At 40.1% G+C, this 13,191-nt stretch carries 10 protein-coding genes; 5 read left to right on the forward strand and 5 right to left on the reverse strand.

Annotated features, from left to right (window positions below; translation table 11 throughout):
- Positions 1-110 precede the first annotated feature (110 nt).
- The gene (locus Xentx_RS09665; RefSeq protein ID WP_074020121.1) at positions 111-1,004 is read right to left on the reverse strand and encodes a LysR family transcriptional regulator; all 894 of its coding nucleotides are present in this window, start codon (positions 1,002-1,004) and stop codon (positions 111-113) included.
- An 845-nt stretch (positions 1,005-1,849) separates the two neighbouring features.
- Positions 1,850-5,242, reverse strand: a complete 3,393-nt coding sequence (locus Xentx_RS09670) for an inverse autotransporter beta domain-containing protein (RefSeq protein ID WP_074020040.1) — start codon at positions 5,240-5,242, stop codon at positions 1,850-1,852.
- A 500-nt stretch (positions 5,243-5,742) separates the two neighbouring features.
- Between Xentx_RS09670 and murQ the strand changes: the two genes are divergently transcribed.
- Both murQ and murP read left to right on the forward strand, forming a co-directional pair.
- Positions 5,743-6,648 (forward strand): N-acetylmuramic acid 6-phosphate etherase, encoded by a 906-nt coding sequence (gene murQ, locus Xentx_RS09675; RefSeq protein WP_208607568.1) that lies wholly within the window; start codon positions 5,743-5,745, stop codon positions 6,646-6,648.
- Between the two features lie 28 nt (positions 6,649-6,676).
- Positions 6,677-8,143 (forward strand): PTS N-acetylmuramic acid transporter subunit IIBC, encoded by a 1,467-nt coding sequence (murP, locus tag Xentx_RS09680; protein WP_074020042.1) that lies wholly within the window; start codon positions 6,677-6,679, stop codon positions 8,141-8,143.
- A gap of 1 nt (position 8,144) precedes the next feature.
- Here the strand turns inward: murP and Xentx_RS09685 are convergent, their stop codons facing one another.
- Positions 8,145-8,750 carry a LysE family translocator gene (locus Xentx_RS09685; protein ID WP_074020043.1) on the reverse strand — a complete coding sequence of 202 codons (606 nt, stop codon included), beginning with the start codon at positions 8,748-8,750 and terminating at the stop codon, positions 8,145-8,147.
- A gap of 181 nt (positions 8,751-8,931) precedes the next feature.
- Between Xentx_RS09685 and Xentx_RS09690 the strand changes: the two genes are divergently transcribed.
- The 3 genes from Xentx_RS09690 to crp all read left to right on the forward strand — a co-directional run bounded on the left by Xentx_RS09690 (position 8,932) and on the right by crp (position 11,144).
- Positions 8,932-9,150 (forward strand): YheU family protein, encoded by a 219-nt coding sequence (locus Xentx_RS09690; RefSeq protein WP_074020044.1) that lies wholly within the window; start codon positions 8,932-8,934, stop codon positions 9,148-9,150.
- A 66-nt stretch (positions 9,151-9,216) separates the two neighbouring features.
- A complete protein-coding gene (locus tag Xentx_RS09695) occupies positions 9,217-10,086 on the forward strand; it encodes a phosphoribulokinase (RefSeq protein WP_074020045.1) in 870 nt (289 codons plus the stop codon).
- 425 nt (positions 10,087-10,511) lie between these two features.
- Positions 10,512-11,144 carry a cAMP-activated global transcriptional regulator CRP gene (crp, locus tag Xentx_RS09700; protein ID WP_004240730.1) on the forward strand — a complete coding sequence of 211 codons (633 nt, stop codon included), beginning with the start codon at positions 10,512-10,514 and terminating at the stop codon, positions 11,142-11,144.
- Positions 11,145-11,209: 65 nt separating this feature from the next.
- Here the strand turns inward: crp and Xentx_RS09705 are convergent, their stop codons facing one another.
- The gene (locus tag Xentx_RS09705) at positions 11,210-12,427 is read right to left on the reverse strand and encodes an aspartate aminotransferase family protein (protein WP_208607567.1); all 1,218 of its coding nucleotides are present in this window, start codon (positions 12,425-12,427) and stop codon (positions 11,210-11,212) included.
- A gap of 121 nt (positions 12,428-12,548) precedes the next feature.
- Positions 12,549-13,124, reverse strand: a complete 576-nt coding sequence (locus tag Xentx_RS09710; protein WP_074020047.1) for an aminodeoxychorismate synthase component II — start codon at positions 13,122-13,124, stop codon at positions 12,549-12,551.
- Positions 13,125-13,191: the final 67 nt, after the last annotated feature.

Consider the following 13,191-nt stretch of genomic DNA (forward strand, 5'->3'; position numbering starts at 1 on the left):
AGCCTTTTGTTCCTTTATTTCTCTATTTTTGACGACTTAAAGTTATAAAGGAGCGGCTATGTCATTTCAACTCACCATAAAAGTCGAGCATCGCGTTAATAATCATCAATTTATACATTAGCAACTAAGGTAGAAAAGTTTTCAGCATATTCAATCAGAGGATCATCTATGAAGTTTGTCCATACTACACCAAGATCAATTTTCTTATCTGTTTCAACAATTTCTAAAAAATTCATATAGTATTCAGGAATAGAGCTAATAATGCGTTTAGGCACACATGTATAGGCACTATTTTTTGTAATCATCTCTATTATCAATATGATATCATTTGTTTTTAATAGCAAATGCATATCATTACCAGTATAAATAGGAAAAACATTAAGATAATCTATTAACTCAACCACTTCTTTTTTTTCTAATGAGTTTGTCGGAGTAACCCCATTTCCAAACTTACTTAAGACTGCTCTAAATTTAGATACCAGATAACTCCCTTTCTTAAAGATATAGACCAATCTTTCCGTAAACACCTTTTTAGGCTCTAAATGAGCGCCAATAGATGATAGCGGCATCACTGCAACATGTAGCATCCCTGCATTCAGTAAATTTATCTGCTGTTCAACTGACAGTCCTGTCACCAATGACAGCACAACATTCCCTTTCTTTTCCACAATCTGCTTCTCTATTTGAGAATAATTGTGGATAGGAAAACAAGAACCAACGTACAAGTGCCTGGCCGTATCCTCTCTTGAATCGAAATGAACCTGACTTTTGAAGTTTTCATAGTGAGTTAAAAACTTTCGGGTATTTTCCAACGTCTTCTGCCCAAAATCTGTCAACCTTGTTCCATTTGGTCCCCTTGTAAATAGTGACGCACCAAGAATATCTTCCAACCCGTGAATTTTCTTCGTCAAGGCAGGCTGGGAAAGATAAAGCCTCTTAGAAGCCTTATGATAATTAAGAGTTTCAGCCAAAACGATAAAAGCCTCAAGATTGCGTATATCCATGTTCTTTAGCCCAATGATTGTTAAATAACTACAAAACATTACAGATTCATGGTGATAGCATTTCAACTTAGTGTTTTGCCAAAGATTTTATTAGGTCAAATGGTCAAAATGTTAACTAATAAGATGTTAGTTAATAAGGGTAAAATTCGCAAAATTTATTATTATCATGCTTTAATTTCATATTTAAATAATTTCAAAAGTAACTAATATTCTAGCAACAGAGACATATTCCTTATTACTGATAATTTTTTAATACTCTATTTCATTTTTTAAACTACAATATTATTAATGTTTATGAAGTCCAAAAATAGCATTTATAATGAGCACTAAGTTATCAACTGATAATTTTACTTTATTGATAACCAGCCTAAAATACCAAATGTCATACGACGAAACTATTGTGTAAATAATTTAATTAGCCAACATAAAGAAAGTATATATATCTGGATTACTCGTATAATGTAATAAACAGAAGACAATTCACATCCATTATATTATCAATAACTCACCTATATTTTACTTTTCTGGTCACTTTAATATTTACTCTTATTACGTGTTAATAAGGAGATTAATTTAAGATGTTATATTAAATACAACAAGATAGTAACCATCATAAAACGAATAAAAACACCGATCAAAAAATAGTGATATGTCAATGGCTAGCTTTATAGTGTGTTGCTAATGTATACTTATTCTTACCTAGGCTTTAGTCTTTTTTATATCAGAATATTCTGTATTGGCATGTCATTTTATGGATAATGACCAACGTAGTATACTATTTTAAATTAAGAATAAAAATAATAAAGTTTCAATATAAGGAGAGTATTTACTTTCTGGGCTTATGCTCAATCCAATAGTTTACACAATAATCTCCCCATATCCTCAGGGTTAGAATCTACTTTCTCTCCAGTCGCATAGTCATATAAGAAAAATTGTGATGGATTGTGACTATTTGCTACTTTTATTTTCGTATTATTCAGCCCAAATGGATAAGGTAAAATACCAAACCCTGGAAAGTGCTTATATTCATAATGCAATGAGCGACTTGTTTCAGTGGATGCCGATATGCCAATATCTTGATCAGTCATAGATATTGCTCTGCGTCCCCAAGAATATTTGGGATCAAGAGTCTCACACGTACTATTTTCAGAATTTTCGCCTAATTTTACATAGCCATCATCTTCAAACTCAGGGGTAAAAACATATCTCTGTGGATTAAACCGATATTCATAAATAGTTTGCTCCCCAGTTTGGGGTTCTGTGACTTTTGCAGTGACAATGGTTATTCCCTTAGAAGTCCTGAAGTTCTCCGCAGGAAATGTAATATTCCCAGATTGGCTTACTTTTACAAGCTCTCCTGAAGATTGATACTCGACATTTTCACCAACAATATGTACAGGTTTCGTTGATTCCTTTGTCAATCTGATGATTAAATCGCCATAGACATTGTAAGGTTCTCGCTGCCGTGTCGCAGCAATATAACTATCTCCACCATGACCGGAAATCAGATGAAGCCCTGCTTCTTGTGGTTTTGCTTTAAAACTAACGGGAATTTTCGCGATGATAGAATACTCTTTATTATCAGTAATGATACTCATTTGGGCTATGATCCCATCCATACCTACAGTACTCACTAATGAGGCAGTTAAATAACCTTCAGCATCTGTAGTTATCTGCTGTTCTTTAAAAATTAATTTGTCCGGCAGATCTTTATTTTCAATGTTCCAGTTGACGTTAGCTAAGCTCCAGTTACGCATCGGTTGTCCACTTTTCGGATCGATGAGCAAAATTCTATAAGTATATGCATCATGCCCATTACCCCAAATAGGCCCGTCTGGAGAAACTTCTATATCACTTTTAAACACAATATCGACAACTTTTGCCGGGCTAAAAGAGAAAGCGGGCGATAGTGTTTTTACATCATCCTGAAGTGAAACAGATATTCTGGCATCTTTCACTGCCTGAGTACTGGTCACAGTTGCCGTCAGTTCCCCTTTGTTATTTGGTTTCGCTGCCCCTACTATTAATTTCATACCGGGAACACCGTTTTCTATCTTCCATATAGGACTAACACTCGCGCTCTTTGGAAATGGTTTGCCATCTGAACCCACCACCGTTGCAATAAATGTATATTCGTTTTCTCCTGTCGCTTCCAATGGCCCAGCCTGATCGATAGTCAATGATTGGACATGAATGTTTTTGTCTTCCTCAACAAAAGCGACAAACTCTGAAAATTTCTCTACCTCTTTTTCAATTATAAGGCCAACCTGAATTTTCGCAGATTTCCAAGTTTTGCTGCTCAAAGTTGCGATCAATCTGCCTTCAGCATCCGTCTTATCACTCCCTTTCAACTCTACATCGCCATTATCTGGATTCACTCGCCATTGGGCATCTATATTTTGATTCTTCAATAACTGACCATCAGGGCCCAAAATCGTTGCCACAAAAGTATAACTATCATTGTTGTCACCTAGTGCAATGGGAGTTTGTGGTGAAACCGTTATTGAATCAATTGCATATTTAGACTGAATATCACTGAAACTGATTTTAGCTATCCTAACTTTAGGCATGCCTTCCATTTCAAAATAAACTGTCGCATTCTGAACTGGCTTCGTACTGGTTACTTTTACGCTTAACTGCCCTGTATCATTGGTTGTGCTTGATTCATCCCATTGCAATTTAATGGCATCTTTCAGCTCTAATGAACTGCCTTTAGGTAGTTCAACCGTCCATTTCACATCTTGGATCGCGATCAGGGGAAGCGGGGAATTATTTTGATGACCATGTGTGACAGCGACTGCCAGTGTGAAAGCAGATTCACCATCCGCAACTATATCATTAGTTGAAGGTGTAATTTGCGGTTTACCCTTAATAACAAAAGGTTCAATCGTAACTAACATTTCAGCCGTCTTGGCGCGCTTGCCATTCTCTTCTTCCACCACCGCATAAATTGGATAACTATTTACGCCATTGTAGATGTACTTTGGCAGTATCATAACCATCGGGTTACCGATATTCGAAAATTTGCCCCCATTTTTAGTGAACTCTTCCCCAGCCCGCCATGTAATTTGCTTGATGGGTTTATCCGAAATAACATTGGCCGTTACAGATTTCATCTGGGCAGTGTACCCATGAATAGAGTGAGGTAAGGTAACTTGCAGCGCCTGTTTTTTCCTGTAATCCAGAACGATGCTGTTGTTTCGTTCAACCAGATCGTAACGGCTTCCTGCCAATGTACGCATGGATGCAATGTTATAAGGCGAGAACTGGGTGTCAAAAGTCACTCCAAATCGATAATTCAGGTTGGCCTGGAATTGCGTTTCACTATGTCCACCGCTTGCATATTTATAATCCACTGCCATTGTTATCAAAGGGATAGGCGTATAACTCAGGCCAAATCTGGCAAGGCCAGGATCCTTCTGTTTGCTATGATGATTGAAAAGAGCAACGTTATCGCCGAAGTACTGCTCATAACTCAATCTGCCACCGAGACTTGGGTAAACTGGCAGGAAAAATTCACTTTTGAGGTCAAAGCCATTAGCGGGGCGCTCTTCATAATCTATCTCTTTAATAGATTGCTGCCAATTTTTCAGACGCCAGTAGGTGTTAACTGAAAGTTTCAGGTAATCAGCCCAAACTTCTCCTCCTAAACCCAAACGTTTATTTTTACCCGTAATATCATAGTCATAAAAGGAATTGAAACCATACATCCAGCGGGATGTAACATAACGTCCTCCCAAACCAAAGTTAACCGTATTGCGGTTATCTTTATTGCCATATCCCAATTGTGAGAAAAACAACCAATCTTCTTTATCGTCATAGAACGGAAATAAAAAATCTAATGAGCGGTTATCCAGTTTGCCTTTTCTATCAAGGGAAACATTAATTTTGGCTGTACCAAACTGAGATAACCACTTTTGCATCTCGCCGGAGGCCAAGTTATTAAACTTCCCTAATGCATAAGATTTAGCTTGTTCGACAATATGATTCATTTCTATGCTGCTTGTTTTTATATTATTTTTATTATCAGTATTGATATCTAAAGTTTTTTCGCCCTGTTCCTTTATTTTATTATTTAAATTATCAGATTCATTTACCCTTTTAATATTCAACCCTTCTTTTACAATAAATTTTTCTGCGTGTTTTACTGGGTGTGCATTTGTTAACATAGATAAAAGAAACAATACCATAATAGAAAAAATAAAAAAACGCGTATATTCACTAAGATATCTAGCCATATACAAGCACCTTAGAATTTAATAGCACAAACTTAAATTAAAACAAAAATACATTAAAAATCATATTGTTAAAAATATAACCTTTATGCCATTTATATTTTTTAGTCTGTTCCCTCACGCATCAAAACTCATCCATTCATGCTTGTAATTATCATATTAAATATGAACACATTAATCATAAATTTAAAACAAAATATTTAAAAAAATAGAAGAATACTTACCCACACTTAACATACATTAGAAAATTTTTGGCTATTATGCATAATGAAAAATTATTATCATGTGATAACAAAAAGTAATTTGTTTTTTCAGAGGATGTTTTTGAAAATAACTTAACGATAATCAGAATGAAAACAATGATCCCATATAGACAATGGTCATCAATTTTCCACATGGTTTTTTTAATCTATTTTGGGGTATATTTTATATTAAATGCTCAGTAAGATAATCTGACGCACATAAATCACTTCTTAATTTCGATAAAATATGGCAGAAAAATGATGAAAATCGACTTGAGCAATATGATAACAGAGAGTCGTAATCCCGCCAGTACCCACATTGATCAACTTTCAACTCTCGATATGTTGCGCGTTATCAATGATGAAGATAAAAAAGTGGCTATTGCTGTTGAAAAAACACTACCTCAAATTGCCAGTGTGGTTGATAAAGTTGCCGAGGCATTTCGTCAGGGTGGGCGCTTAATCTATAGTGGAGCCGGCACATCTGGGCGCTTAGGTATCCTGGATGCCAGTGAATGTCCACCAACTTATGGTACAAAACCAGAACAAGTCATCGGCTTAATTGCTGGAGGGCATCAAGCCATTCTGAAAGCTGTCGAAAATGCAGAAGATAATCGGCAATTAGGTACAGAAGATCTTAAGGCTCTACACTTTAACCAAAGAGATGTCCTGGTAGGGATCGCGGCCAGTGGCCGAACACCTTATGTATTAGGTGCAATGGAATATGCCAAATCAGTTGGTGCTACTGTCGCCTGTATCAGTTGCAATCCAGATAGTCCAATGGTGCAATTGGCTGATATTGCCATCACGGCCATCGTGGGGCCAGAAGTGATAACAGGATCATCTCGCATGAAGGCAGGAACGGCACAAAAATTGATACTGAATATGATCACAACAGGCGCCATGATCCGTATTGGCAAGGTATATGGTAATTTGATGATTGACGTAGAAGCTACCAATGCCAAATTAATCGAACGCCAGAAGAATATTGTCATGGCTGCCACTGAATGCAGCAGAGAAATGGCAGAACAGGCCTTAAATGCCTGTGGTGGTCATTGCAAAACCGCAATCGTAATGATTTTATCGGGCGTCAACTCCGAAGAGGCTAAAGCATTACTGGTTGAACACCAAGGGTTTATCCGGCCAGCTATCTCAATAGACCGATAATCATTGCCTCTTTAGAAGGGGGAGTTCAATGGCTAAAATTCGTCAGGAAATGTTGGCGGAAATACTCAACGCCATTGGCGAGGTGGGTAATGTTGTACGCTGTGGAAATTGCATGACCCGCCTGCGGTTGACTCTACGGGATGATTCACTTGCCGATATATTCAGGTTGAAGAAGGTTGCCGGTGTCTTGAACGTCATAGAGACTGATGACCAACTTCAAATTGTCCTTGGCCCCGGCAAAGCCCAAACAGTAGCAGAGATGATGAAAACGCTGTTAAGTGATACACGTCATCCTAGTGGATCTGAACTTTCCCCTGCTAAACCCCATTCTGGCACGCTAAAAGATATCGCCACTTCTAACAAAAAACATCTCAAAGAAAAACAAACCAGTTCAGTCCATAAATTTCTGGCTAAATTTGCCACCATCTTTACTCCCCTGATCCCTGGATTTATCGCCATTGGCCTGTTATTGGGTTTTGCTACTCTGTTGGAACAAGTTTTTATTAAAGAAGTCACTCATCCCAACGCTATATTGGTTGAAATGGTTGGCTATATGAAAATTTTCAGCAAAGGCATGTTCAGTTTCTTAGGTATCTTGATTGGCTACAATGCACAAAAGGCATTTGGAGGATCAGGGGTTAACGGAGCCATCATCGCCTCTCTATTTGTGCTAGGTTATAACGCCGAAGCTACCAGTGGTTTCTACTCCGGTATCAGTCATTTTTTTGGCTTCGCCATTGACCCTCGAGGCAATATTATCGGGATACTGATTGCCTGTATTCTCGGTGCCTGGGTGGAAAAACAGATCCGTAAAATCATGCCCTCTGATCTGGATATGATCCTGACTTCCACAGTCACCCTACTTATTATGGGCGCAGTTACATTTATCATCATTATGCCTGTCGGAGGTTATCTGTTTACCGTGATGTCATGGCTGTTCATGAACTTGAATGGTAACCCGTTCGGTACAGCCATCCTTGCAGGGCTATTCCTAATCGCCGTGATGTTTGGTGTGCATCAGGGCTTTGTTCCCGTCTATTTTGCTTTGATGGAAGCACAAGGATTTAATTCCCTTTTTCCCATTTTGGCGATGGCAGGGGCGGGGCAAGTAGGCTCCGCACTGGCGTTATATGTCAAAGCCCAAAAAGGCGCTTTGCTGCGTGCTCAAATCAAAGGCGCCATCATTCCAGGTTTACTGGGGATTGGCGAGCCCTTGATCTATGGTGTCACACTTCCCCGCGTCAAACCTTTTGTCACCGCCTGTCTCGGCGGTGCCATAGGTGGTTTTTTTATCGGCCTGATTGCCTGGTGGGGATGGCCTGTCGGATTGAATAGCGTTTTCGGCCCTTCCGGGCTAGTCGCCCTGCCGCTGATGATATCCAACAGCAGCATCTTCACGGGCATGACAATATATGGTGCCGGGCTAATCGTCTCTTATATCGCTGGCTTCACGCTCACGCTATTCTTCGGCAGCAAGAATATCGATTTAAGTTAACTCAGCCAAACCAGATTAAAGGCACACAAGCGGCTGTCAGGACACCCATTGCGATATTGAATGTAAACCACGCACGACGGCTTTTCAGTAACTGACCAATCAGTGAACCGAGAACAAGCCAGATTGCCCCAGCAAGGGTATTGACGATTAACATCACGATACTGATAACAAAAATGGAATGGTTATACAACTCTCCAGCCAGACTGTAACTACTGATTGCACCCAATCCCATCAACCATGTTTTGGGATTCAAGAACTGCAATAACCAACCTTGATAGATTTTTATTGGCTCTCCTGCCGACGTTGTGGTGTCCAGCCGCTTATAATGCGAGGTGGCTGTTTTCCAGGCTAGCCATAATAAATACAGGCATCCGAGTATTTTCAGGCCCGTATGTATAGCAGGATAAATCAGCAGTAACGCCGCAACACCAAACGCAGACAGCAGTAAAATTGTCTGCATTCCCAGAATAATGCCCAGACAAAGCGGGATAGAACGGCGAATACCAAAATTAGCTCCCGATGATGTCAGTAACAAATTATTTGGACCTGGTGTGACAGCGGAAATAAACATAAATATACTAAGCGAGAATATCAGGCTTAAAGTCATGGGTAGATTCCCCTCCCACCCAGATAGTTGACATTTCTTTTCAAGAAAATAACAGTATGTTATTTCACATACAAGATAACTAATCATGAAATCAATTCATTATGAATCCCAGACTACAACTCCATTGGCAACAGCTAAGTTTACCCGATGATGAATTACAGTATTTTCAGGAGCAATCACAATGATTATCCCGTGGCAACAATTGGAAGCCGATACACTCCACAACTTGATTGAAAGTTTTGTCCTGCGGGAAGGTACTGATTACGGCGAACAGGAAAAAACGCTCGAACAAAAAGTACAGGATGTAAAACGTCAGCTTGAACGAGGCGAGGTTCTGTTGGTATGGTCTGAACTACATGGAACCGTTAATATCTTGCCTAAAGAGATGTTCCGTCCGTAAAGCTCAGCTAACTTTATTCATTCTAATTGACTGATTCGCCAGTTTTATTGATTAAGGAGTCTGTTCATGTCTGCCAAACACCCCGTCATCGCAATCACTGGCTCCAGTGGAGCAGGAACAACCACTACCAGTGTCGCTTTCCGCAAAATTTTCCAACAATTTGACGTAACCGCCGCACTGATAGAAGGGGATAGTTTCCATCGTTACACTCGTCCTGAAATGGATGCCGAGATACGCAAAGCAAGAGAACAGGGCAGACATATCAGCTACTTTGGGCCAGAAGCTAATGATTTCGGTATGTTGGAAAGGACATTCTTTGAGTATGGGGAAACGGGCAATGGTCGCTGCCGAAAATATCTCCATACCTATGATGAAGCCGTTCCCTATAACCAATCACCAGGGACTTTCACACCGTGGGAACCCCTGCCATCAAATACGGACGTCCTATTTTATGAAGGACTGCACGGTGGAGTTGTCACGCCACAACACAATGTCGCCGGTCATGTGGATCTGTTGATTGGCGTTGTGCCTATCGTCAACTTAGAATGGATACAAAAACTTATCCGTGATACCGGAGAGCGTGGGCATTCCAGAGAAGCTGTCATGGATTCCGTTGTCCGCTCAATGGATGACTATATCCGCTACATCACTCCTCAGTTTTCACGTACCCACATCAATTTCCAACGTGTCCCTACCGTTGATACCTCCAACCCCTTCTCTGCCAAGGCCATTCCCTCGCTGGACGAAAGTTTTATCGTGATCCGCTTCCGGGGCCTCACTCAAATTGATTTTCCTTATTTGCTAGCTATGCTTCAGGGTTCATTTATTTCCAGCATAAATACTATCGTCGTTCCAGGTGGAAAAATGGGGTTGGCAATGGAATTAATTATGGCACCGCTTGTTAAACAATTACTAGAAGGCAAGAAAATCTCGTAATTTAATCCTTATTTAATTTTTAATAGGGCAGGTAACAAAAAATAATGTTACCTGTTTTATTTAAATAAACAGACCATTTTTTGTGACATAATTTTTTCCCTTTTATAAATGTAAAATCAATAAAACCAACTCTTCTGCCTGATTTCTGGTAATCTGGCAGTCAGTTTAATATGCTGAAGCGATACAGGAGAAGACAGAAATGCTTTCCTGTGTTACAAACAAGGTTACAAGCGCGGACTGGCAAGGTATATGGGTTAAGATCAATATGCCTACATTTTGGCATCCTTATAATCCATATAAAATTCCCGCTTGTCAGTTTTTCAGCAGGTTAATATGTTAATCTATTGACTTTATAAAGCTAGCCTGAAGAGGAACTATAGTTTCTCACACTATAAAGGCAGAAATAACAACAGAGGATAAAGCGAATGGTTCTCGGCAAGCCACAAACAGACCCTACTCTTGAATGGTTTTTGTCACACTGCCATATTCACAAATATCCATCCAAGAGCACGCTTATTCATCAAGGCGAGAAAGCAGAAACGCTTTACTACATTGTTAAAGGTTCAGTTGCTGTTCTAATAAAAGATGAAGAAGGTAAGGAAATGATTCTCTCTTATTTAAATCAGGGGGACTTCATTGGTGAACTTGGATTGTTTGAAGAGGGGCAAGAACGTACTGCATGGGTGCGAGCAAAAAGTGCCTGCGAAGTGGCTGAAATTTCCTATAAGAAATTTCGCCAGTTAATTCAGGTCAATCCTGATATTCTGATGCGTTTATCTGCCCAGATGGCAAGTCGCCTACAAACCACTTCCGAAAAAGTAGGTAACTTAGCCTTTTTGGACGTTACAGGCCGTATCGCCCAGACATTGCTCAATTTGGCTAAACAGCCTGATGCAATGACTCATCCTGATGGTATGCAAATCAAAATCACACGTCAGGAAATTGGGCAGATTGTGGGTTGCTCGCGTGAAACGGTTGGCCGTATCCTTAAAATGCTGGAAGATCAAAACCTGATCTCTGCACATGGCAAAACCATCGTCGTTTATGGGACACGTTAATTCCCGATAAACCAGAAACTACTCAGCCAGTGCAATCCGTTACTTCGCACTGGCTTTTTTTACTATTATTTGTTTAGCCAGCGGGATATCGCCATTTCCAGCCGCATCATGCCTTCTGTGATTTCATCCTCAGGAATAATTAATGATGGCGTAAAGCGCAAGATGCAGTCTCCTGCACTTAATAACATCAATCCCATTTCCGCCGCTTGCTGCAATATCTCTCTGGCTTTACCCTGATATTCAGCCTTCAGCACGGCTCCTATTAGCAAGCCTTTTCCACGAAACTCATGGAAAATGCCATATTTTTGGTTCATCTTTTCCAGAGCATGAATGTACATATCGTGCCGTTTTTCCACACCCATCAGCACTTCTGGAGTATTGATGATATCCAGTACGACACAACCGACGCTACAAGCCAATGGATTTCCACCATAAGTCGTTCCATGTGCACCCGTTTCCATTGCCGCCGCTATTGTATCTGTCGTTAACATTGCACTAATTGGAAAACCTCCCCCCAGCGCTTTTGCTGTCGTCAAGATATCCGGCTGTACGCCATAATGCTGGTAAGCATATAACTTACCTGTGCGCCCCATCCCACTCTGAATTTCATCAAAAACCAACAAAGCCTGATGCTTATCGCACAATTCACGCACCCCATGTAGAAACTCCATTGTCGCAGGCGTGACTCCTCCCTCTCCTTGAATGGGTTCCAAAACAACAGCACAAGTGCGATCATCGATTTCAGCCCTGACAGCATCTAGATCGTTAAAAGGCACATGAATAATATCAGCAGGTTTAGGCCCAAACCCTTCGGCATATTTTGGTTGCCCTCCTACCGAAACCGTGAAAAAAGTGCGTCCATGAAACGCCTGATGGAAAGCAATAATTTTAGTTTTATTGGGATGATGACGAGTAATCGCATAACGACGTGCTAATTTAAATGCCGCTTCATTGGCTTCCGCTCCCGAATTAGCGAAAAAGACCTTCTGGGCAAAAGTCGCATCAATCAATTTCTGCGCTAAGGTTAAAGCAGGCTCGTTGGTAAAAACATTACTGACATGCCATAATTTTTCACCTTGCTGTTTCAAAGCGTTCACCAAAGCCGGATGAGAGTGTCCTAAAGCCAGGACAGCGATACCACCGGCAAAATCAATGTATTCTCTCCCCTGTTGATCCCATACTCGACTTCCTTGCCCTTTGACAGGAATGAAATTCGCTGGTGCATAAATGGGCAACATCACTTGATCATAGATATTTCGGTTTACTGCTTTATTTTCTACCATTTCCCTCACCTTATTTTTATATTTGCCATTTTCAAGTGAAATAATAGTCATAAAATATGAATAAAAAATCACTAAAGGGCAAATAAAAAACAACAGAATGAGGGAATGTAGAGGTATCTAACTAATATTTGAGGAAATTATTTAACAATTCATGTCCCTGCTCACTAAGAATGCTTTCTGGATGAAATTGCACCCCTTCCAGTGGCAAAGTACGGTGGCGTATTCCCATGATTTCATCTACGTCACCATTACGCTGACTCCAGGCCGTCACTTCAAATGAAGCAGGAAGTGTTTCTGCGGCAATGACCAAAGAGTGGTAACGCGTGACCGTCAATGGACGATCTAATCCTTTGAATACCCCTTGCTGGCTATGGTGAATCAGGCTGGTTTTTCCATGCATAACTTCACGAGCTTTAACAACGCTCGCACCAAAAGCCTGGCCTATTGCCTGATGTCCCAGGCACACACCAAGGATGGGTAATTTCCCTGCAAAATGTGAAATCGCTTCCAGCGAGATCCCTGCTTCATTCGGCGTACAAGGGCCTGGAGAAATGACTAAATGAGTAGGCGCCAAATTTTCGATATCTTCAAGCTGGATCTCATCATTACGCTTAACTAAAACCTCTGCCCCTAACTCACAAAAATATTGATATAAATTGAATGTAAAAGAATCGTAGTTATCTATTATTAGTAACATAGGAATATATCCTACTGATTATTATAGTCTTATAAGTTGCCCTACCCCATTGGGATATTATGCATTC

It is taken from the genome of Xenorhabdus thuongxuanensis (assembly GCF_001908095.1).
In the GTDB taxonomy this organism is placed as follows: Bacteria; Pseudomonadota; Gammaproteobacteria; order Enterobacterales; family Enterobacteriaceae; genus Xenorhabdus; species Xenorhabdus thuongxuanensis.